Source organism: Massilia sp. P1_C10, assembly GCF_056406475.1.
The window spans coordinates 19,228-40,513 of record NZ_JBFUAC010000010.1; the positions used below are offsets into that span (position 1 = coordinate 19,228).

At 66.2% G+C, this 21,286-nt stretch carries 24 protein-coding genes; 12 read left to right on the forward strand and 12 right to left on the reverse strand.

Going from position 1 to position 21,286, the window contains the following annotated elements; translation table 11 throughout:
* Positions 1-271: 271 nt before the first annotated feature.
* Positions 272-769, reverse strand: a complete 498-nt coding sequence (locus AC1D02_RS19150; RefSeq protein ID WP_477319798.1) for an N-acetyltransferase family protein — start codon at positions 767-769, stop codon at positions 272-274.
* Entirely contained in the window at positions 766-1,704 is a 939-nt protein-coding gene (locus AC1D02_RS19155; protein ID WP_477319800.1) for a DMT family transporter, read from the reverse strand. The genes AC1D02_RS19150 and AC1D02_RS19155 overlap by 4 nt, the downstream gene beginning before the upstream one ends.
* A gap of 156 nt (positions 1,705-1,860) precedes the next feature.
* Between AC1D02_RS19155 and AC1D02_RS19160 the strand changes: the two genes are divergently transcribed.
* Positions 1,861-1,995, forward strand: a complete 135-nt coding sequence (locus tag AC1D02_RS19160) for a hypothetical protein (protein ID WP_477319802.1) — start codon at positions 1,861-1,863, stop codon at positions 1,993-1,995.
* On the opposite strand, the gene AC1D02_RS19165 is transcribed toward AC1D02_RS19160, so the two are convergent.
* A complete protein-coding gene (locus AC1D02_RS19165) occupies positions 1,996-2,442 on the reverse strand; it encodes an Mpo1 family 2-hydroxy fatty acid dioxygenase (protein WP_477319804.1) in 447 nt (148 codons plus the stop codon).
* A gap of 88 nt (positions 2,443-2,530) precedes the next feature.
* Between AC1D02_RS19165 and AC1D02_RS19170 the strand changes: the two genes are divergently transcribed.
* Positions 2,531-3,034 carry a DNA-deoxyinosine glycosylase gene (locus tag AC1D02_RS19170; RefSeq protein WP_477319806.1) on the forward strand — a complete coding sequence of 168 codons (504 nt, stop codon included), beginning with the start codon at positions 2,531-2,533 and terminating at the stop codon, positions 3,032-3,034.
* 17 nt (positions 3,035-3,051) lie between these two features.
* On the opposite strand, the gene AC1D02_RS19175 is transcribed toward AC1D02_RS19170, so the two are convergent.
* Positions 3,052-3,738 (reverse strand): GNAT family N-acetyltransferase, encoded by a 687-nt coding sequence (locus AC1D02_RS19175; protein WP_477319808.1) that lies wholly within the window; start codon positions 3,736-3,738, stop codon positions 3,052-3,054.
* 154 nt (positions 3,739-3,892) lie between these two features.
* On the opposite strand from AC1D02_RS19175, the gene AC1D02_RS19180 reads away from it, so the two are divergent.
* Both AC1D02_RS19180 and AC1D02_RS19185 read left to right on the forward strand, forming a co-directional pair.
* Positions 3,893-4,591, forward strand: a complete 699-nt coding sequence (locus AC1D02_RS19180) for a tetratricopeptide repeat protein (protein ID WP_477319810.1) — start codon at positions 3,893-3,895, stop codon at positions 4,589-4,591.
* 37 nt (positions 4,592-4,628) lie between these two features.
* Positions 4,629-5,387, forward strand: coding sequence for a hypothetical protein (locus tag AC1D02_RS19185; protein ID WP_477319812.1), 759 nt, complete (start codon positions 4,629-4,631; stop codon positions 5,385-5,387).
* On the opposite strand, the gene AC1D02_RS19190 is transcribed toward AC1D02_RS19185, so the two are convergent.
* A complete protein-coding gene (locus tag AC1D02_RS19190; protein ID WP_477319814.1) occupies positions 5,388-6,245 on the reverse strand; it encodes an HDOD domain-containing protein in 858 nt (285 codons plus the stop codon).
* A gap of 133 nt (positions 6,246-6,378) precedes the next feature.
* Between AC1D02_RS19190 and AC1D02_RS19195 the strand changes: the two genes are divergently transcribed.
* Positions 6,379-6,945, forward strand: coding sequence for a DNA-3-methyladenine glycosylase (locus AC1D02_RS19195; protein WP_477319816.1), 567 nt, complete (start codon positions 6,379-6,381; stop codon positions 6,943-6,945).
* A gap of 72 nt (positions 6,946-7,017) precedes the next feature.
* On the opposite strand, the gene AC1D02_RS19200 is transcribed toward AC1D02_RS19195, so the two are convergent.
* Together AC1D02_RS19200 and AC1D02_RS19205 are read right to left on the reverse strand one after the other, a co-directional pair.
* Positions 7,018-8,715 (reverse strand): methyl-accepting chemotaxis protein, encoded by a 1,698-nt coding sequence (locus AC1D02_RS19200; protein ID WP_477319818.1) that lies wholly within the window; start codon positions 8,713-8,715, stop codon positions 7,018-7,020.
* Positions 8,716-8,751: 36 nt separating this feature from the next.
* Entirely contained in the window at positions 8,752-9,201 is a 450-nt protein-coding gene (locus AC1D02_RS19205) for a cache domain-containing protein (protein WP_477319820.1), read from the reverse strand.
* 192 nt (positions 9,202-9,393) lie between these two features.
* On the opposite strand from AC1D02_RS19205, the gene AC1D02_RS19210 reads away from it, so the two are divergent.
* The 5 genes from AC1D02_RS19210 to AC1D02_RS19230 all read left to right on the forward strand — a co-directional run bounded on the left by AC1D02_RS19210 (position 9,394) and on the right by AC1D02_RS19230 (position 15,939).
* Positions 9,394-11,364 (forward strand): FAD/NAD(P)-binding protein, encoded by a 1,971-nt coding sequence (locus AC1D02_RS19210; protein WP_477319822.1) that lies wholly within the window; start codon positions 9,394-9,396, stop codon positions 11,362-11,364.
* A gap of 3 nt (positions 11,365-11,367) precedes the next feature.
* Positions 11,368-12,612 (forward strand): YbfB/YjiJ family MFS transporter, encoded by a 1,245-nt coding sequence (locus AC1D02_RS19215; protein ID WP_477319823.1) that lies wholly within the window; start codon positions 11,368-11,370, stop codon positions 12,610-12,612.
* Positions 12,557-13,405 carry a fumarylacetoacetate hydrolase family protein gene (locus AC1D02_RS19220; RefSeq protein WP_477319824.1) on the forward strand — a complete coding sequence of 283 codons (849 nt, stop codon included), beginning with the start codon at positions 12,557-12,559 and terminating at the stop codon, positions 13,403-13,405. Before AC1D02_RS19215 ends, AC1D02_RS19220 begins: the two co-directional genes overlap by 56 nt.
* Positions 13,402-13,956, forward strand: a complete 555-nt coding sequence (locus AC1D02_RS19225) for a carboxymuconolactone decarboxylase family protein (RefSeq protein WP_477319826.1) — start codon at positions 13,402-13,404, stop codon at positions 13,954-13,956. Before AC1D02_RS19220 ends, AC1D02_RS19225 begins: the two co-directional genes overlap by 4 nt.
* Before the next feature lie 312 nt (positions 13,957-14,268).
* Positions 14,269-15,939: a methyl-accepting chemotaxis protein gene (locus tag AC1D02_RS19230; RefSeq protein ID WP_477319828.1), complete on the forward strand. Its 1,671-nt coding sequence runs from the start codon at positions 14,269-14,271 to the stop codon at positions 15,937-15,939.
* Positions 15,940-16,038: 99 nt separating this feature from the next.
* Here AC1D02_RS19230 and AC1D02_RS19235 read toward each other — a convergent pair whose 3' ends face one another.
* The 5 genes from AC1D02_RS19235 to yjgA form a co-directional block, all read right to left on the reverse strand.
* On the reverse strand, positions 16,039-16,236 hold the full coding sequence (locus AC1D02_RS19235; RefSeq protein ID WP_477319830.1) for a hypothetical protein: 198 nt from the start codon (positions 16,234-16,236) through the stop codon (positions 16,039-16,041).
* A 21-nt stretch (positions 16,237-16,257) separates the two neighbouring features.
* Positions 16,258-16,524: a hypothetical protein gene (locus AC1D02_RS19240; RefSeq protein ID WP_477319832.1), complete on the reverse strand. Its 267-nt coding sequence runs from the start codon at positions 16,522-16,524 to the stop codon at positions 16,258-16,260.
* A 135-nt stretch (positions 16,525-16,659) separates the two neighbouring features.
* Positions 16,660-17,328 carry an alpha/beta hydrolase gene (locus AC1D02_RS19245; RefSeq protein WP_477319834.1) on the reverse strand — a complete coding sequence of 223 codons (669 nt, stop codon included), beginning with the start codon at positions 17,326-17,328 and terminating at the stop codon, positions 16,660-16,662.
* Positions 17,329-17,340: 12 nt separating this feature from the next.
* A complete protein-coding gene (mog, locus tag AC1D02_RS19250; RefSeq protein WP_477319836.1) occupies positions 17,341-17,958 on the reverse strand; it encodes a molybdopterin adenylyltransferase in 618 nt (205 codons plus the stop codon).
* The gene (gene yjgA / locus AC1D02_RS19255; RefSeq protein WP_477319838.1) at positions 17,939-18,556 is read right to left on the reverse strand and encodes a ribosome biogenesis factor YjgA; all 618 of its coding nucleotides are present in this window, start codon (positions 18,554-18,556) and stop codon (positions 17,939-17,941) included. Before yjgA ends, mog begins: the two co-directional genes overlap by 20 nt.
* A 92-nt stretch (positions 18,557-18,648) precedes the next feature.
* On the opposite strand from yjgA, the gene pmbA reads away from it, so the two are divergent.
* Positions 18,649-20,001: a metalloprotease PmbA gene (gene pmbA / locus AC1D02_RS19260; protein ID WP_477319840.1), complete on the forward strand. Its 1,353-nt coding sequence runs from the start codon at positions 18,649-18,651 to the stop codon at positions 19,999-20,001.
* An 82-nt stretch (positions 20,002-20,083) separates the two neighbouring features.
* The gene (locus AC1D02_RS19265; RefSeq protein ID WP_477319842.1) at positions 20,084-21,181 is read left to right on the forward strand and encodes a TRAP transporter substrate-binding protein; all 1,098 of its coding nucleotides are present in this window, start codon (positions 20,084-20,086) and stop codon (positions 21,179-21,181) included.
* The last annotated feature ends 105 nt before the right edge of the window (positions 21,182-21,286 follow it).

Genomic DNA, 21,286 nt, shown 5'->3' on the forward strand with positions numbered 1-21,286 from the left:
GAGCGGGGGGCGATCGGACCTCGGCAATTGTTGTTTCGAATCGGGCCAAAAAGCGGAAGAAAAAGCGGGTCTGACCCCGGTATTGAAGGGTCTGAGAAGGTGCAGAACAATTGATTAGGATCAACCCGAAGTTTTCCAGCCGGATAATGATGGAAGCAACGGTTGCACAGTTTCGCTGTACAGCCTTTCCGAGTCTCCCCTCCCATCCTAGACAAATGGGTTTCACCCACGGTGTTCCTTCCCGTGGGTTTTTTATTTCAGGGCAAGGAAATCAGCGCGCGTTGGCGGCCAGCTGGGTCAGCGCGTCGCCCGTCACGCGGCAGATGCGCCACTCCGGCATCACGTCCGCGCCCACGCCCTTGTAAAACTGGATCGCCGGTTCGTTCCAGTCCAGCACCGACCACTCGAACCGGCCGCAGCCTCGCTCGACCGCAATCTGCGCCAGCCGCACCAGCATCTGGCGGCCGTAGCCCTTGCCGCGGTGGACTTGTTTGACGTACAGGTCTTCCAGGTACAGGCCCTTGCGGGTGAGGAAAGTCGAGAAATTGTGGAAGAACAGCGCGAAGCACACCACCTCGTCGCCCTCGACGCCGACGATCGCCTCGCACGATGGATGCGCGCCGAACAGGCCCTCATGCAGCAGCGCTTCGGTCGCCACCACCATGTGTTCCAGTTTTTCGAATACGGCCAGTTCGACGATCAGCGCGTGGATGTGGGCGACGTCGGACGGCTGGGCCGGACGCACAAGGAAGGCAGGGGATACGGTCATGGAGTCTCTAAAACAGGAGTGGATGGAACAGGGGAAATGGGACGCGGCGCCGGCGCGCGCACGGCCCAGGCGACGCTGGCCAGGCACAGTACCATGCCCAGCCACTCGAACGGACCGGGCCGGTAATGTTCGAGCCGGATCGACAGCAGCACTGAAATCACCGGCGTGACGACGCCGATGTACACGGCTTTCTGCGAGCCGATCCGGTTGATCAGCGTGAAGTAGGCCATGAAGGCGATCACCGAGCCGAAGATCGACAGGTAGAACAGGCCGAGCCAGTAGCGCGGCGCGGCCGGCGCCGCCAGCGGCTGGCCGGTCAGCGCGATCCACGCCAGCACCAGCGCGGTGCCCCAGAACATCGACCAGGCCGTGGTCAGGATCAGGTTCGACGATTGCTCGCGCACCTTGCCGACGATCACGCTGCCGGCCGAGCTGGAGATGGTCGCCACCAGCGCGAGCGCCAGCCCGAGCAGGAAGTGGCCGCTGCCGCCAAGCCCGATGTCGCGCCAGGCTGCGCCGATCGAGCGCGAGAACAGCAGCGCCACGCCGGCTGTGGCGACGGCGCCGGCCGACCAGGTGCGCGTGCCGATCGGGGCGCCGAACAGGAGGCGCGCGCAGATCGGCGTCCAGAACACCATCAAGGCGAACAGCACCGCCACCAGCGCGGAGACCAGGTATTGCTCGGAACCGTAGGTGCACACGTATGACAGGCCGAAACTGAGGAAGCCCTGCAGCATCAGCCAGCGCTGGGCGCGCCACGGCAGGCGCAGGCGGTCGCCGCGCAGCAGGCACCAGGCGAACAGGGTTGCCGCGGCGATGCCGAAGCGATAAGCGACCGACGCCGCCGGCGCCACTTCGCCCAGTTGCAGCGTGATGGCCCAGAAGGTCGAGCCCCAGATCAGCGAGCAGACGGTAAACAGGAGGGGAGAGGACATCGCGAAAGTATACGGTCTTTCGCAGTTTCTTGTTAGACATGGCCTCGAAACGACAGCGCCATCGCGCACGATTGAGATGCCGCAAGGCGCGCCGGAATCCGCACTGGGGCGCCGATTCGGACCGGTATCATGGTGCCATCTGCGCTGAGGCCTCCCATGAAACCGTCCATCCCCCTTCGCATCCTGATCCTGCTCGGCTACGTCGTCCTGTGCACCACGCTGGTGCTGCTCGAACAGGCCGACGGCCCGGCCCAGGTCAGCCAGGCGCCCGCGGCCGAGGAGTACGAATGATCAGTACTGAACGTTCAGGCGGCGGTACAGGAAGCTGAGCACGAACAGCGGCCCGATCAGCAGGAAGCGCAGGTCGTCCAGGAACGACGGCTTCCTGCCTTCGATCTTGTGGCCGATGAACTGGCCGATCCAGGCCAGCACGAAGATGGCGATCGACAGCGGCAGCACGGTCGCCGGCGGCAGCGCGCGCAGCAGGCCCAGCATCAGCGCCGTCATCACCAGCATGCCCATTGCGAACGGGCGCGACAGCTGGAAGTAGTACCACAGCGCCGCCGCGCTGACCGCCAGCGCCAGCAGCGGGTGGACCGCCCAGATGATGCCGAGCAGCGAAAACACGATGACCGGCACGCACACGAAGTGGATCAGCTCGTTGGTGTGATTCAGGTGGCTCTCGCCGTATTTGGCCAGCAGCGTGTCGATGTCGCGCGCTTGTCCCGTTTCGAGCATGATGGTCTCCGTCTGTTTTGTTGTGATTTTGGCCGTGCGGGACGATTCTACACCGGGCAACGCCAGCGCCATCGGCTAGAATCGCGGCATGCCCGCACCCAGCACATCCACGGCCAGCCTGACCGGACTGGCGCCGGTCGTCGACGCCGGCACCCGCATCCTGATCCTCGGCAGCTTCCCGGGCGCGGCGTCATTGGCGGCGCAGCAGTACTACGCGCATCCGCGCAACCAGTTGTGGCCGATCCTGTCGACGCTGACCGGCGAAGACCTGGCCGCGCTGCCCTACGCCGACCGCTTGCCGCGCCTGCTCGCGCATCGCTTCGGCCTGTGGGATGTGCTCGGCGCCTGCGAGCGCGAAGGCAGCCTCGATTCTGCCATTCGCAAACCGGCGGCCAATGATTTCGAGCGCCTGCGCGAACTGTGCCCGCAGCTTCGCACGGTGGGCTTCAATGGCCAGACCTCGGGAAAATTCGCGCGCCAGTTCGCCGACGCCGGCTACCGCACGCTGGTCCTGCCATCGACCTCGCCGGCGCATGCATCGCTGTCGCTCGCGCACAAGATGGAGCACTGGCGCCTGCTGCTGGATGGTTGATCGTCCACGATGATGCGCTAGCCCTGTAACGCCACCACCCGCACCACCGTTTCCAGGTAATCCTCGAAGCCCATGCGCAGGTACAGCTGGTGCGCCGCTTCGTTCGCCCGCATCACGTGCAGGAATGGCACTTCGGCGCGCGCCATCTGGCGCTGCACCAGCTTCGCCATCAGCTTGCGCGCCAGGCCGCGGCCCTGGTAGTCGGGGTGCGTGCACACGCCGCTGATCTCGCGCAGGCCCGGCGCGTTCATGCGCTCGCCAGCCATCGCGATCAGCCGTTCGCCGTCGAAGTAGCCGAAGTATTCGCCCAGCTCGATGGTGCGCGGTCCGAACGGTCCCGGGCGCGTCAGCGTCGCCAGCGCGACCGCCCGCCCGGCGTGCGCCGGCGTCAGCGCGATCGCATCCGGCGCCTCGTCGGCGGTCGGCGCCGCGGCGTTCCACACCATCCGGAACATGGTCGCTTCGGCCTCGATGCGCCAGCCTTCCGGCGCGGCGCCGGTCCAGCTGTCGCAGTAGAAGCGCTCGCCAGGCTCGCAGTACGGCGTCAGCGCGGCGAAGTCGGGCTGGTCCGCATCGGCAAAGGCGAGGATCGGCGAGAAGCCGCGCGCATACCGCCGCGCCCCGCCGGCGCCGGCCGCGTAGCGCGCCTGTGGTCCGGTCAGGGTCTGCCAGAAAATGTCGTCGAGAAGAGGATTGCGTTCCATGCGGATCTGGCGAAGAGAAAAAATGATTGTATTACAGCGCCCGCCGCAGGAAATACGCCGCGTCGTCATGATCAATTCGAAATATTGCAATAAAATAATAGCTGGAATACACTGAAAGCCGCCAGCCATCCGAACCGGAGCCGCCATGCGAGTCTTGCAGTCCATCCTTCTGCCCTTCTTCCTGTTGGCGCCCGCCGCCGTCGTTGCGCAAGATGTCCCGCATGGCGCCCCCGCGCCGCCGGAGGCAGTCATCCTGACCGACAAGGCGATCAGCCTGCACAACAATTTCCGCATGCGGCCCGACGAGACCGACAGGAACGTTCAGTACCAGTACGGCCTGCGCTACGAAACCGGCAACGGCGTGCTGATCGATCTGCCCCAGGCGGCCCAGTGGTACCGCAAGGCGGCGATGCGGGGTCACGTCGATGCCATGCTGGCGCTTGGCCAGATGCACCAGAGCGGCCGCGGCCTCGAACAGGACGACGCCCAGGCGGTCGACTGGTATCGCCGCGCCGCCGCGGAAGGATCGCTGCCGGCGCAATACAACCTGGCGCTGATGCTGGCGCACGGCGCAGGCGTGCCGCAGGATTATTCGAAGGCCGCCGACCTGTACGAACGCGCCGCCCAGCGCGGCTTCGCCAAGGCCCAGTACAACCTCGCGGTCATGCTGGCGCTCGGCCAGGCCGGCGAACCGGACGTGGAAGCCGCTTACAAGTGGTTCCGCATCGTCGGCAACGACGGCAACACGCTGGCGCAAACCAACATGGCGCGGCTCGCCGCGCGCATGAGCGCGGACCAGCTGGCGCGCGCCGAACAACTGGCCAGGCAGTGGCGGCCGATCAAGCCTGACTGACACCAGCGCATTTCCCCTGTCTTGCGGAGGCTGCGACATGAGAACCATGGATTTCGGATCGGCACGACCATCGCGCCAGGCGAAACGGGCGGCCACGCTGGCGCTGGCGGTGCTGGTGCATGTGCTGGCGCTGGTCGTGGTGGTCAATTCCGGCATGATGCGCTTTAACGCCGGCGCCGCGCAGCAGGGCGCGCCGGCGCGGTTCTTTGTCGACGTATACCTGCCGAAGCCGGCGCCGCATCCGGCTCCGGTGCCGGCCGCAGCCGTCACCGGGGCGGCCGCGACGGTTGCCGCGCCTGCCCCGCACATCGCGCCGCGCAGCGCCGTCGAAGTGGTCATCCTTCCGCGCGAGACGCCCGACACCGTGCACCTGCCGCTGCCGCCGTCGGTCGCCGAGGCGCCGGCGGCCAGTCCCGCCGAAATCGCGGCGGCCAGCACCGATGCGGGCGCGGCGTCCGGACAGGCCGGCGTGAAGGACGACGCGCCGAAGGTCATCGCCATCGAGACCATCGGCACCCGCTCGGCCACGTATTCCATACCCGCATTGAGCACGCAGGGGCCGGGAGCCAGGCCGCAGGTGTTCAAGGTCGACATCGGCAACTACAGCGACATCGAACTGGCCATCATCGACCATCTGATCGAGCAGATCCGCGCGCGCTATCCGGACGAGATCACGTGGGAGTCGAAGGCGCGCGGCGGCATCATTCGCGTGTCGATGCGGCGCGAGGATCACGACGCGCTGGTGAAATTCCTGCGCGCCGAACTGTTCGCCAAAAAGAAGGCGACGCCTTACTGATTACTGGCTGAATGCGTCCAGCAGCTGGTCGATCAGGTCGGTGACTTCGTCTTCGGCCAGACCGAGATAGGCGCAGGCGCGCTCGCCGCCCTTGTCCCACTCGGGCGACTTGGCGTGGCCCTGGTAGGCCTGCAGCGCGCGCTCGGCGAGCAGGGACAGCGCGACCAGCGAGCGCACCGCGTCGTCGCTGGCGCGGTCGTCGATCACGCCGTAGTCGTGGTGGTGCAGGATCGCCCACGCGACGTCGGCCGACAAGCCCCAGTTACGCGCCAGCAGGCAGCCGATCGCGGCGTGGCTGGTGCTGTGGCGCTCGTGCTCGATGTCGGTGAAGCGGCGCTCGTTATCGGCCGCGGCGATCTCGAAGGTCGCGCCGTAGCCGTCGAAGCGATCCAGCAGCAGCGCCACGCCGGTGTCGCAGAACAGGCCGAAGGTGTGCGCCACGTCCGGCGCGCCGATGCGCAGGCGGCGCGACAGGAACACCATGGCCTGCGCGCGCCGGGTCGACAGGTCCCAGAACGCCGCCAGCGAGACTTTGCCCGAGGCGATCGCTTCGCGCGCCAGGAGGCCGGTCATCAGCGCCGCGACCTGGTTGATGCCGAGGAAAGCGATGGCCTGGTCGACCGACTTGGCCTGGCGCTTGCCGCCGTAGAACGAGGAATTAGCCAGCTTGAGCAGGGCGCCGGCCATGCCGACGTCGCTCGCGATGGTGCGGCCGATCGCCGCCGGCGACGGCTCAGCCGAAGCGAGCTCGCCTTGCAGGTCGGCCAGCAGGCTTGGACGCGGCGGAATCCGGATCGACTTGATCAAGGCGTCGACCGGGTCGGCGTCCGGCTGCGCGAGTACTGCAAGGTTGTTCATGGGATCACTAAGAATTCATTGCTTTTGGGAACTAATCGACATGATAGCCCAGCCCCGGCGCGGCCGCACCCTTCCCGCGCAATCTGTGGCTTTCCGAACTGAACAAGACGCGCGCGCATTATAAAATTGCCACATGAGCAAATCGATTGTGGCCGGTATCGACTTTCGCGCGCCCTCGGACGAGGTGGCGCGGCAGCTGATCGGCGTGCTGGTGCTGGTCGACGGCGTGGGCGGGCGCATCGTCGAAACCGAGGCTTACGACCGCGCCGATCCGGCCTCGCACAGCTACTCCGGGCCGACCGAGCGCAATCGCGCCATGTTCGGCGCGCCGGCGCACGCCTACGTGTACCGCTCCTACGGCATCCACTGGTGCCTCAACTTCGTCTGCCGCGAGGAAGGCCACGGGGCGGGAGTGCTGATCCGCGCGCTCGAGCCGCTGGCCGGCCTGGACGAAATGCGCGAGCGGCGCGGCCTGGACGACGTGCGCCTGCTGTGCTCCGGTCCCGGCAAGCTGTGCCAGGCGCTGGGGGTGACGCGCGCGCACAACGGCATGGCGCTGGCGCTGCCGCCGTTCGAGCTGACGCCGGGCGCCGGCCCGGTGGAGGTGGTGGCCGGTCCGCGCATAGGCATCTCGAAGGCGAAGGAGACGGTGTGGCGGTTCGGGCTGGCCGGCTCGCGCTTCATCAGCCGCCCGTTCTGATTGCGCGAAAATTCCGCTGCGCCGTGCGACCCCGGGGTCAGGTCCGGCGAACCTGACCCGCACCAAGGCCGTTCAGCCGTGCTTGCGGCGTGCAGTACGATGTCCCAGCTTGAGCGGCGCCGCGCCCCGCATGCCGCTGCCCGGCGCCCGCCGCTCCTGCGGGTCGCGGAAGGTATCGGCGGCCGGCGCATCCGCTTCCTCTGCCGCCTGCGCCTCGTCCTCCATCCCGTCGATCTTGAAGATCGACACCGCCTGCGCCAGGTTGATGGTCTGCTCGTGCAGGCTGGCCGCCGCCGCCGCGGCCTCCTCGACCAGCGCGGCGTTCTGCTGCGTCATGTCGTCCATCTGCCCGACCGCGTGATTGACCTCGGCGATGCCCTCGGCCTGCTCCGAGCTGGCCACGCTGATGCGCGCGATGATGTCGTTGACTTGCTGGACCGACGCGACGATGCTGCCCATGCTGCTGCCCGCTTCGTTGACCGAGACGCTGCCGCCGTCGATGATCGCCACCGACGCCGCGATCAGCGCCTTGATCTCCTTGGCCGCTGCCGCCGATCTTTGTGCCAGCGTGCGCACTTCCGACGCCACCACCGCGAAGCCGCGCCCCTGCTCGCCGGCGCGCGCCGCTTCCACCGCCGCGTTCAGCGCCAGGATATTGGTCTGGAACGAGATCCCGTCGATCACGCCGATGATCTCGACGATCTTGCGCGAGCTGGCCTTGATCGACTCCATCGTCGTCACCGCGCGGTCGACCGCCTTGCCGCCGTTGGCCGCCAGCGTCGCCGCCGACGCCGCCAGTTCGGTCGCCAGGCGCGCGTTGTTGGCGTTGTCCTTCACAGCGATGGTCAATGTCTCCATCGCGCTGGCGGTCTGCTCGAGCGAGCCGGCCTGCATTTCGGTGCGGGTCGACAGGTCCAGGTTGCCGGTGGCGATTTCCTGCGACGCCGTGTCGATCGAGCGCACCGACGACAGGATGCGGCGCAGCGAGTCGGTCAGCTTGCCGATGGTGTGGTCGAGCGCGCGCGAGGTGGCGGCGATTTCGTCGCGCCCGTCGGTGCCGGCGCCGCCCACCAGGCGCCCCTCGGCCAGCTCGCCCACCACATCGGCGATCGCCCGGATGTCGCCCAGCATCGCGCGCCGCACCAGGAAGGTGGCCAGCATCGACAGCCCGATCGACAGCAGCACCAGCAGCGCCATCGTCATCACCAGCGTGCGGAACTCCGACTTGGCCGCGGCGAACGCATGCTCCGACAGCGCGCGCTCCAGCGCCGACAGCTGCACCAGCTGGCTATTGAGCAGGCCGAACTCCTTCTCCGCCTTGCTCATCGACGCGGTGGCGGTCGACTGGTCCACCTGCGCCAGTTCCATCGTCTGCTGCACGCTCTTGCGGTAGCCGACCAGTGCGGCGCTCGATGCGTCGATGATCTTGCGTTCGGCCGGCTCGGCCACCGCCGCCATCTCCGCCAGCCGCGCCGCGATCGCCGCGTGCTTGCGGCCGATGTCGACGCTCAGCGCATCGACCCGCGCCTTGGCGAAACTGCCGTTGATCCACGCCAGCAGCTGGTAGATGTTGGCGTGCGCGTACTTGGCATCGCCCGACACGTCGGCCGCCGCCTTGAGCCGCGCGGCGCGCACCTGCACCAGGTTTTCCAGCGACGCGTTCTGGCGCACCATGCCGTAATAGGCGCTGCCGGCGGTGACGATCAGCAGGATCAGGACCAGCCCCGGCGCCAGCAGCAACTTGGGACCAATGCGTAATTTTTTCAGCATGCCGACTCCTGCCTGTGGTGATTCCGACGACGACGACTACTTCTTGTAGATGCCCGCTTCGAGCGTCACGTCGCCGACCAGCTGGATGTAGGTGGTCTTGGCCTCGACCTTGCCGCTGGCCGGATTCTTGAACTTGTAGTCCACCCAGCCCTTGCCCTTCTTCTTGGCCAGTTCGAGGATCTCGCGGCGGAACAGCTTGCCGTCGGCGTCGGGCACGTCGACCAGGTCCTTGCCGATCATCGCCGCGTTGACCGGATTGGCCAGGATCACGCCCTTGGCGTCGCGCATGGTCAGGTACAGCGCGCCCTGCACGTAGTCGGGATCCTTGGCGTTGATGCGCTTGATCATTTCCTCCTTGCTGCTCGATTTCATGAAGGCGGCGCCCTTTTCGACCATCGAGACCGCATCCTTCTCGGACGGATCGGCGTAAGCGCAAGGGGCCCAGGCGAGGGCGGCGGTGAGGACGGCGGCGCTGAGCAGTTTCATTATTTCCTCCGGGAAATTCATTGACGGTATCTACTGTACCGCCGGCCCGCAAACGCCATTTGCGTATTCTCAAACGCACTGTTCGCCCACAATTGATTGCGGTCCCGCAACTTGCCCGCTGGCATCCGCACCTATGATTCCTCTTCGGAAATAATTCGATTCCGCGTGCACTCCCACCTGATGAGGACTCACATGGTCAAGATTGCGATTATCGGCCTCGGGCCGCGTGGCATTTCGGTGTTCGACCGCATCATTGCCTACGCGCGCAACGACGCCAGCGCGACGCCGCTCGAGCTCTACCTGTTCGACAGCAAGGAGTTCGGTCCCGGCTGCCATACGACCGACCAGGCCGACCACTTGCTGGTCAACACCGTGGCCTGCCAGATGACCCAGTTTTCCGACGACACCGTGCGCGGCGCCGGCCCGCTGCTGTACGGGCCTTCGTTCTCCGACTGGCTCGCCAGCCGCAACAGCATCAGCGGCATCGGCCCCAAAGAGGAGATCGACCGCAACGGCTATTACTCGCGCGCGCTGTTCGGCGACTACCTGCGCTGGGGCTTCGAATACCTCAAGAAGCTGGCGCCGCCGCACATGACGATCTTCCTGCACAACTACGCCGGCGTCGACGACCTGGAATGGAAGGGCGAGCGCTGGCAGGTCTCGTACGACGGCTGCGCCTACCCGGCCGACTTCGTGTTCCTCACCACCGGCCACGCGCGCAAGGTCCTGTCCGAGCCGGAACGCGCGCTGACGGCGAAAGTCGAGGCGGCGCGCGTGCGCAATCCGCGCCTGCAGCTGGTGCTCGAGCCTTACCCGATCCGCAACGCCGTATCGAGCGTGACGGCCAGCGACACCATCGCCATCGAAGGCATGGGCCTGACCAGCTTCGACCTGATCTCGCAGCTGACCGCGGGCCGCGGCGGCAAGTTCGAATCGTGCGGCAAGATGGAACCGGCGGCGCGCCTGCGCTACCGGCCGTCGGGGCAGGAACCGAAGATCCTGCTGTACTCGCGCTCCGGCCTGCCGCTGACGGCGCGGGCGGTCAACCAGAAGGGCGTGTTCGGGCAGTACAAGCCCAAGTTCCTCACCTTCGCCAAGGTCGAACAGCTGCGCCGCGAGTCCGGCGGCGGCCAGCTCGATTTCGAAAAGCAGATCATCCCGCTGCTGTGGTGCGACATGCAGTTCGCCTATTACTTCGCCTACCTGCACCACAAGCGCGACAAGATCGCCGCGCTCATGTTCAGCAACGAGTTCATGGCCTGCGAAAGCGGCAAGGCGCGCCAGGCGCTGATCGACCGCCACATCGACCGCCGCGAGCAGCTGTCGTGGGAAAAGCTGGTCGACCCGATCCCGCCGCTGGCGCTCAAGAGCCGGCGCCAGTTCGACGACTGGCTGCGCGGCCACATGTGGCGCGACGTCGAGCATGCGCTGCGCGGTAACCTCGACAGCCCGGTCAAGTCGGCCTGCGACGTGCTGCGCGACGTGCGCGACGTGGTGCGCAGCGCGATCGACTTCGGCGGCCTGTACGAACACTCGCACCGCTGGGTGCTGTCCGAATTCCTGCCGATCATGAACCGGCTTGCGGTCGGCCCGCCCAAGGAGCGCATCGCCCAGCTGCTGGCGCTGATGGACGCCGGCACCGTGATCGCCGACTTCGGGCCCGGCGCCCACAGCACCCTCGACGAAGGCAATGGCTGCTTCGTGGTGCACAGCCACTGGAAGGGCGATCCGGCCACCGCCAACGTGCTGGTGCGCGGCCGGGCCTCGCTGCCGGGACCGATGGAAGACAAATCGCCGCTGATGCGCAAGCTGGTGCAGCGCGGGATCGTGCGGCCCTTCATGAACGGCCAGTTCCACCCGGGCGGGATCACGGTCGACCGCAACATGAACGTGGTGGCGCAGGACGGTTCGTCGCAGACCACGCTGTGGGCGCTCGGCACCCTGGTCGAAGGCTGCAAGTTCTACACCTTCGTGCTGCCGCGGCCCGGCGCCAACTCCACCACCATGGTGGACGCGGGCCGCGCGGTCGGCCTGATGATGGACGCCATCGCCGAGCGCTGCGCCGTGCCCGCGCCGGAAGTGTTCGAGCCGGTGGCGCTGCGCCTGGTGCCCGAACCGCAGCCGGCGCCAGCGCCGAGCGGCGCCGCGATGGTCCAGAACTGAGCGATGAAGCGCGCGATCCCGGCCGGCCTGTGCGGCATGGCCGCCACGCTGGCCGGGGTCGGCATCGGCCGCTTCGCCTACGTCGCGATCCTGCCGCTGCTGGTGCAGCAGGCCTGGTTCAGCCGCACCGAGGCCGGCTGGCTGGGCGCGGCCAATCTCACCGGCTACTTACTCGGCATCGGCATCGCGGCGTGGCTGGCGCGCTCGATGACGGCGGCGCGCATGGTGCAGCTGGCGATGCTGCTGTGCGCCCTGAGCTTTTTCGGCTGCGCCTGGCGCGGCGGCGGCATCGCCTGGTTCATCGGCTGGCGCGCAGTCGCCGGCGCCTGTGGCGCCATCCTGATGGTGCAGGCGCCGGTGCTGATTTTGCCGCGCACGCCGGTCGAACGGCGCGGCCGCGTTGGCGGGCTGATTTTCTCCGGCGTCGGCCTCGGCATCGTCGCCGCCGCCACGGTGGTGCCCGCGCTGCTGCACGAAGGCCTGACCGCCACCTGGATCACGCTGGGCCTCATCTGCCTGCTGCTGACCGCCATCACCTGGAATTTCTGGACGGAGGCGCCGGAAGCGCCGCAGCCCGAATTCGCGCTGAACTGGCGCCTGCCCGCGCCGGTGATGCTGCTGCTTGCCGCGTACGCGCTCAACGCGGTCGGATACCTGCCGCACACCTTGTTCTGGGCCGACTACATCACGCGCGAGCTGCACCGGCCGCTGGCGCAGGCCGGCTTCTTCTGGGCCTGCTTCGGCGTCGGCGCCGCCTGCGGGCCCTATCTGACCGGCGTGGTGGCCGACCGCATCGGCCTGACGAGTACCCTGTTCATCGGCTTCTCGCTGAAAGCCGTCGGCGTGGCGCTGCCGCTGGCGGCGAACGGCGATGCGGCGCTGCTGGTGTCGTCGGTGCTGGTCGGCTTCTTCGCGCCCGGGATCGTCGGCGCCGCATCGGGCTACGCGCTGGAAATCGGCGGCGCCGGCGCGCACCGGCGCAACTGGACCGCGATGAACTGCGGCTTCTCGCTGGCGCAGGCCGGCGCCGCCGCCATCATGGTGTCGGTCATGAGCGGGCGCCAGTCGTACGCGCTGCTGTTCGCCGCCAGCAGCGCCGCGCTGGCGCTGTCGGCGCTTTGCATCGTCGCCATTGCGCTGCTGCGCGAACGGGTAAAATGCCAGCCTGGCATCCTCCCTTCGAAAGCAGAAAATGAAATTGGTCCGCTATGGCCGTCCCGGCAAAGAGAAACCTGGCCTGATCGATGAATTCGGCCGGCTGCGCAGCCTGGCCGGCGTGATCGACGACATCGGACCGGCGCTGCTGTCGGACAAGGCGTTGCGCAAGCTGGCCAAGGTCGATCCAGACAGCCTGCCGCTGGTGCGCGGCGAACCGCGCTTCGGCGTGCCTTTGAGCGGCGTGGGCAAATTCATCGGCATCGGCCTCAATTACGCCGACCACGCCGCAGAAACCGGCATGGCGATTCCGAAAGAGCCGATCGTGTTCATGAAGGCCGTCTCCAGCCTGTCCGGCCCGGACGACGACGTGGTGCTGCCGCCCGGCGCGAAGAAGGGCGACTGGGAAGTGGAGCTGGGCGTGGTGATCGGCACCCGCGCGCAGTACGTCGGCGAAGCCGATGCGCTGAACTACGTCGCCGGCTTCTGCGTCGTCAACGACGTGTCCGAGCGCGGCTACCAGTTCGAAAGCTCGCAATGGGACAAGGGCAAGGGCTGCGATACCTTCGGCCCGGTCGGCCCGTGGCTGGTCACGCGCGACGAAGTGATCGACCCGCAGCGGCTCGACCTCTATCTCGAATTGAACGGCAAGCGCATGCAGACCGGCTGCACCGAGACGATGATCTTCACGGTGGCGCAGCTGGTCAGCTACCTGTCGCGCTTCATGACGCTCGAACCGGGCGACATCATCGCCACCGGCACGCCGCCCGGCGTGGGCGTGGGCCGCACGCCGCAGCGCTTCCTCAAGGCCGGCGACACGCTGCGCCTCGGGATCGCCGGCCTGGGCGAACAGCAGCAGAAAGTGGTCTCGAAGGCAGCGCGATGAACGACCGCCTCGGCCCGATGGACGCGGACCAAATGACGCCGGAGCAGCGCGCCGCGGCGCAGGTGATCATCGACGGCCCGCGCGGCGCCCTGTACGGCCCGTTCGTGCCGCTGCTGCGCAGTCCCGAGCTGATGGAAAACGCCCAGCGCATGGGCGAACACCTGCGCTACCGCAGCGCGATCGGCACCCGCCTGTCGGAGCTGGCGATCCTGGTCACCGCGCGCCAGTGGAACCAGAAGGTCGAGTGGGCGATCCATGCGCCGATCGCCGAACAGAATGGCATCCCGGCCGACGTGATCCATGCCATCGCCGAACGCCGGGAGCCGCCCGCGCTGCGCGAGGACGAAGCGGCGGTCTATGCGTTCTGCACCGAACTGCAGCAGCAGAAGCGCGTCTCCGATCCGACCTACGCCGCGGCGCTGGCGCTGTTCGGCGAACACGGCGTGGTCGACCTGATGGGCATCAACGGCTACTACACCTTCCTGGCGATGGTGATGAACGCCGCCCAGACCGCGCTGCCGGAAGCATCCGCCTGGATCTTGCCGGACTGACCACAGGCGCGGCCAAAACGCGTTGCCACGTATTGACATGCCACTTCGACAGCGTCGCGCGGTCGCCACGAATAAATGTAACCACGCAATCGTAGTGCTCGTTTTCGCTTGCTTGGAAGCAAGTTCTGACCGTACCATGACTTCATGCTGTCGCGAGTGCGCGCAAGCGTGAATTCCGTAGCGGCCCCATCCCTGCCGAACGCAACGCGGTAAAGACCGCGGTTCCCATCCTGGTTTCCCTCGAGCTTCTCCGTCGCCGGAGCTGAGCGTGAACCGGCGTCGGCTTTTCGATCAATGTATAAGGAAGCAACAATGTCGTTTTCAAGTTTGAAGATTGGTGCGCGGCTCGGCCTCGGGTTTGCCCTGGTGCTTGCCTTGCTGGCTGCAATCGCGGGGCTGGGGTTGGTGTCGATGGGCCGTATCGACACGCGCATGGCGCAGATCGTCGACAACCACAACGTCAAAATCGCTTCGGCCAGCGCTATCAGTGAAAACTTCCGCGATCTCACCGGCGTGGTGTCTAACCTGGTGCTGGTGAGCGATCCGGGCGACGTCAAGGAGCAGGTCGAGAAGCTCGCTGCGGCCCGTGCACGCTACGGCAAAGCGAAGAAGGAGTTCCTCGCCACCGAGCAGAACGACAAGGAAAAGGCCTTGATGGCCAAGCTCGACGCCGCCATCGCTTTCGCCAAGCCGAAGGTCGACAAGACCGTGGAAATGGGCATGGAGGGCAAGCGCGAAGAAGCCACCGACTACATGCTTAAGGAATCGGCGCCTGGCACCGCCGCGGCCATCGTCGTCATCGATGAAATCGTCGCTTATGAAAAAGCGCAGGCGCGCGCCGCCGCCGCGGATGCCAAGTCGCAGTACAACACCGCCAATATGCTGATGCTGATGCTGGCCGCGATCGCCATCGTGGCAGGCGCAGCCATCGCCTGGTTCATCACCCGCTCGATCACCGGTCCAATCGGCCACGCCGTGACGCTGGCCGAGGCGGTCGCCGCGGGCGACCTGAGCACCAATATCGTTGTCAGCGGCCGGGACGAAACGGGTCAGCTGATGGCGGCGCTCAAGCACATGAGCGACAGCCTGAACACGATCGTCGGCGAAGTCCGCGCCGGCACCGATTCGATTTCGACCGCCTCGGCCGAAATCGCCAGCGGCAACCTGGACCTGTCGGCGCGCACCGAGCAGCAGGCCGGCGCACTGGAAGAAACCGCATCGTCGATGGAAGAATTGACCTCGACCGTCAAGCAGAACGCCGACAACGCGCGCCAGGCCAATGTGCTTGCCGGCTCGGCGTCGGAAGTGGCGGTCAAGGGCGGCCAAGTCGTGTCGCAGGTGGTGGACACGATGGGCGCGATCAACGCGTCGGCCAGGAAGATCGTCGACATCATCGGCGTCATCGACGGCATCGCCTTCCAGACCAACATCCTGGCGCTGAACGCTGCCGTCGAAGCGGCGCGCGCCGGCGAGCAGGGACGCGGCTTCGCCGTGGTGGCGACCGAAGTGCGCAACCTGGCGCAGCGCTCGGCCGCGGCGGCGAAAGAAATCAAGGTACTGATCGGCGATTCGGTCGCCGCGGTGGAAACCGGCTCGAAGCTGGTCGACGAAGCCGGCGCCACGATGGACGACATCGTCTCCAGCGTCGCCCGCGTGACCGATATCATGAGCGAGATCACGGCCGCCAGCCACGAGCAGGAAGCGGGCATCGAACAGATCAACCAGGCGATCGGCGAGATGGACTCGGTGACGCAGCAGAACGCCGCGCTGGTGGAAGAAGCCGCCGCCGCCGCAAGCTCGCTGCGCGAGCAGGCCGGCAACCTGGCGCAGGCCGTTGCGGTGTTCAAGCTCGATGCGGCGCAGGCGCCGGTCAAAGCTCCGGTGCGACCGATCGCCAGCGCGCCGCCGAAAAAGGCAGCGGCCGCGCCAAAGCGCATCGCCAGCCCGAAAGCGGCGGTCAACGACAGCTGGGAAGAGTTTTGATGTAACGGAAAGATTGGGTCAGGTCCGCCGGACCTGACCCCTGGCGTGCAGGGTAGAGACTTCTGGGGCAGGTCCGATCGGATCTGGCCCCAGCTTTTTTTATGCCAGCGCTTCCTTGGCCGCTTCTTCCGGCGTCAGGCCGTCATAGAACTGGTCGGTGAACCACTCGACCTGCTCCTCGATGTGATCCTGCGCTTCCTTGATGGTGGCCCCGCCGGCGACGAGATGCTTCTCCACCTCGATGCACCAGTTAATCAGCGCCATCGTCTCTTCGTCCAGCTCTTCTTTCTTAGCCATCGTAGTTCCCCTTGATCGAATTTACGCCGCCAGGCCCTTGGCCAGCAGTTCGCCGACCAGCGTGTTGAGGTCGACCGCGCGTTCCTTGGCCTGATCCTGCAGCTGCTTCACCAAGTCGGCGTTCAGTTTGACGGCGAACGGCATCAGTCCCGCGGCCTGATCGAGCTTGCGCTGTTCGCGACGGTCGACGGTGGCGGGCGCGCTGTTGCCGAAACCGCCGGCAACCGGGGCCGACATATTGCCCATCAATTTCTTGGCGTCGCTCTTTGCCATGCCGGTTTTTTTCATGTGATGCTTTCTGGGTGAGGGTGTTCGGGGGATTTTACGCCGCCAGGAAAATCACGGCGTTTGATAGATTCGCTACGCGCGAAGCAGTCGTCCCTGCGCAGGCGGGAACGACGGTCTTGAAGTAAGCGGGAAAGCTTACGCTATAACTTTTTTGAGCCAGGCGCCGATATGCTCGACCTCTTCCTGGCACAGCGAGTGCTGCATCGGATAGTCGTGCCACTCGACCTGGTAGCCGATCGACTTGAGCAGGTCGCGCGACTGCTCGGCGCGCGCAATCGGGATCACCCCGTCGGCTTGGCCGTGCACCATGAAGATCGGCGTGTCGATCGACGCTTCGCTGCGCTCGGACGGCACGGTCGCCGACAGCGGCACGTAGCCGGACAGGCACATCAGGCCGGCCAGCTTTTCCGGATGGCGCAAGCCGGTCTGCAGCGCCATCGCGCAGCCCTGCGAGAAGCCGGCCAGGATGATGCGGTCGGCCTTGATGCCGCGCGCTTTCTCGCGCTCGATCAGCGCCTCGACCTGCAGCTGCGAGCGGCGCAAGCCGCCTTCGTCTTCGCGCCGGCCCAGGTCCGAGTGCACGATGTCGTACCAGGCGCGCATCACGTAGCCGCCGTTGACCGTCACCGGCATCGTGTCCGCATGCGGGAACACGAAGCGGATGCCGGGCAGGCCGGCGAGGTCGAGTTCGCGCACCAGCGGCACGAAGTCGTTGCCGTCGGCGCCCAGGCCGTGCATCCAGATAATCGCGACGGTCGGATTCGGCGCGGTTTCGATTTCGATATTTTCGAGCAGCTTGGTCATGCGTTATTCCATTCAGTTGGTTTGCGGGCGCAGCGCCGTCTTCGGGCGCCACGCCTTGCACACGGCCGGATCGGTTTCCATGTACGGGCCGCCGATCAGGTCCACGCAATACGGCACGGCCGCGAAGATGCCGCCGACCAGCTGCTTGCCGTCGGCGTCCTTCAGGCCTTCCATGGTTTCCTTGATCGCCTTCGGCTGGCCGGGCAGGTTCATCACCAGCGCCGCGTGATCCGGCGTCTCGCGGATCACCGCGACCTGGCGCGACAGGATCGCGGTCGGCACGAACTGCAGGCTGATCTGGCGCATCTGCTCGCCGAAGCCGGGCATCTCCTTGGTGCCGATCGCCAGCGTCGCCTCTGGCGTGACGTCGCGCCGCGCGGGACCGGTGCCGCCGGTGGTCAGCACCAGGTGGCAGCGCTGCATGTCGACCAGATCGACCAGCGTGCGCTCGATCTCGGCGCGTTCGTCCGGGATCAGGCGCGTCTCGACGCGGAACGGCGTCGTCAAGGCGGACTTCAGCCAGTCTTCGAGCGCGGGGATGCCCTTGTCTTCGTACACGCCGCCGCTGGCGCGGTCGGAGATCGACACCAGGCCGATCACCAGTGGATCGTTATTCGTCGTCGTGCTCATCGTCTTCCGCGTCGATGTCGAGGTCTTCGTCGTCGCCGTCGGCCTTGGCGGCCTGGCCCTTCTTCGACAGGTCCTTGAGGATCTGGAAAATCTCGCGATAGGCTTTCGGCGGCTTGTTCTCGCCTTGCTCCTTGCGCGCATTGCGGATCAGCGCGCGCAGGTGCTGCACGTCGAGTTCCGGATGCTCGGCCAGCAGCACCGTCAGCGCCTTGTCGTCGGCCAGCAGCTTGTCGCGGCGGCGCTCGAGCGCGTGCAGCGCCGCGGTGTCGGCCTTCGACATGCCTTTCCAGCTGTCGATGGTGCGCTGGATGACCGCGATTTCCTCTTCATCGAGGGTGCGCATCTTCTTGCCGACGAATTGCATCTGGCGGCGACGGCCTTCGTGATTGGTGATGGTCTGGCACATCAGGATCGCGTCCAGCACGTCCTCCGGCATCGGCACGCGCTTGACGCGGTCGCGCGGCGCGTTGACCAGTTCCTCGCCCAGCTTCTGCACTTCGAGGCTCTGGCGCTTGGCTTCGGACTTGGATGGACGCTCGTACTCTTGTTCGAATTCGGAGGATTGGAACCCGCAGGCACCGCGGTTTGGATTTGGCATGATATGGATCCAGAAGGCGCAAGGCCGACCAGTAAAAACAGTAAACGACTGCTATCATAACTGTTTTAGCGCCCAACCGAAGAAAACACCCCATGAGCGAATCCGTCTTTATCCATTCCCAGGACCAGCTGAAACAGCTCGCCGCCGACGTTCTGGCGTTCGCGCGCGAGAAGGGCGGCACCGACGCCGCGGTCGAAATCAGCGAAGGCAGCGGTCTGGCGGTGACGGTTCGACGGGGCAAAATCGAGACGATCGAGCAGAATAAGGACAAGGGCATGGGCGTGACGGTCTACATCGGCCAGAAGCGCGGCAATGCCAGCACCTCGGACTTTTCGCCGGCGGCGCTGCGCGCCACGGTCGATGCGGCGTACAACATCGCGCGCTTCACGGCCGAAGACGACTGCGCCGGCCTGCCCGACGCCGACCTGCTCGAAATGGCGCCGCGCGACCTGCGCCTGTGCTACCCGTGGCGCATCTCGACCGAGGAAGCCGTCGCGCTGGCGCAGCGTGCCGAAGGCGCCGCGTTCGAGGTCGACCCGCGCATCACCAACAGCGAAGGCGGCAGCGTGCACGTGCAGCAGTCGCACTTCGTGGCGGCCAATTCGCGCGGCTTCTCGGGCGGCTACCCGTTCTCGCGCCACACGCTGTCGGTGGCGCCGATCGCCGGCAAGGGCGCAAAAATGCAGCGCGACGACTGGTACACCTCGGTGCGCGACGCCAGCAAGATGGCCTCGCCGGAGTCGGTCGGCCGCTACGCCGCCGAACGCGCGCTGGCGCGCCTGAACGCGCGCAAGCTCGATACCCGCAGCTGCCCGGTGCTGTTCGAAGCGCCGCTGGCCGCCGGCCTGCTCGGCGCCTTCGTCCAGGCCACCTCGGGCGGCGCGCTGTACCGCAAATCCACCTTCCTGCTCGATTCCCTGGGGCAATCGGTGTTTCCGAAACACATACAGATTCTGGAAGACCCGCACCTGATCGGCGGCGTCGGCTCGGCGCCGTTCGACGAAGAGGGCGTGCGCACGGTGCGCCGCAAGGTCGTCAAGGACGGCGTGGTGCAGGGCTATTTCCTGTCGACCTACTCGGCGCGCAAGCTGGGCATGCAGACCACCGGCAACGCCGGCGGCTCGCACAACCTGTCGATGACGTCGACCGACACCCGGCGCGCCGACGACTTCGCCGGCATGCTCAAGAAGATGGGCCGCGGCCTGCTGGTCACCGAGCTGATGGGGCAGGGCACCAACTACGTCACCGGCGACTACTCGCGCGGGGCGTCCGGCTTCTGGGTCGAGAACGGCGTGATCCAGTACCCGGTCGAGGAAATCACCATCGCCGGCAACATGAAGGACATGTTCCGGCAGATCGTCGGCATCGGCAATGACGTCCTCATCCGCGGCAACAAGTCGACCGGTTCGATCCTGATCGAAAACATGGTGGTGGCCGGCAGTTAATTTTTTCCATTGCAAGGTTTTCTTCGCGCTAATACACTAGCCCCGGGCAATACCCGCGATAAAACCAACAGGAGACTATGCAATGGAACGTCGTTCCTTCCTCAAGAAAGCGGCCGTCAGCGCCGGCGTGGCCGGTGCAGCCGTTGCGCCGACCCTGGCGCAGGCAGCAGACCTGCCGACCATCAAATGGCGCCTCGCCAGCAGCTTCCCGAAAAACCTCGACACCATCTTCGGCGCGTCCGAGATCTTCACCAAGCGCGTCTCCGAGCTGACCGGCGGTAAATTCCAGATCCGCGCGTTCGCCGCGGGCGAGATCGTGCCGGCGCTCGAAGTGATGGACGCGGTCCGTTCCGGCACCGTCGAAATGGGCCACACGGCTTCCTACTACTACGTCGGCAAGGACCCCACGTTCGCGTTCGACTGCGCCGTGCCCTTCGGCCTGACCTCGCGCCAGCAGCAGGCCTGGTTCGAATTCGGCGGCGGCAAGCAGCTGATGCGCGAGTTCTTCAAGGACTACAACATCATCAACTTCATGGGCGGGAACACCGGCACCCAGATGGGCGGCTGGTTCCGCAAGGAGATCAAGACCGTCGCCGACCTGAAGGGCCTGAAGATGCGCATCAGCGGCCTGGCCGGCAAGACGATGGCGCGCATGGGCGTGGTGACGCAGCAGCTGGGCGCCGCCGACATCTATCCTTCGCTGGAAAAGGGCACGATCGACGCGGCCGAATGGGTCGGCCCGTACGACGACGAAAAGATCGGCATCTACAAAGTGGCGCCGTTCTACTACGCGCCGGGCTGGTGGGAACCCGGCCCGCAGCTGTCGTTCTACATCGGCCTGAAGGAGTGGGAGAAGCTGCCGAAGGAGTACCAGGCCGCGATCGAGACGGCGACGTACGAAGCCCACGTCTACATGCAGGCCGACTACGACGCCAAGAATCCGGCCGCTCTGGCGCGCCTGATCAAGAACGGCGCCAAGGTCCGCTTCTTCTCGAAGGAGATGATGGATGCCGGCTTCAAGGCCGCTACCGAGATGATGGACGAGGAAGCTGCGAAGAACGCCAAGTTCAAGAAGATCTACGAGCCGTGGAAGGCGTTCCGCAAGGAGCAGAATACGTGGGCGTCGGTGGCCGAGGCGACCATGCAGAACTACCTGATCAGCGCAACCCGCGGCAAGTAGCGAAGCCGGGGTCTGGTCCTGCGGACCTGACCCCATTTGTATTTACGGCGAAGTCAAATCGTGTCAGGTCCGCGGGACCAGACCCTTCAAATGCGCACTTCGCCA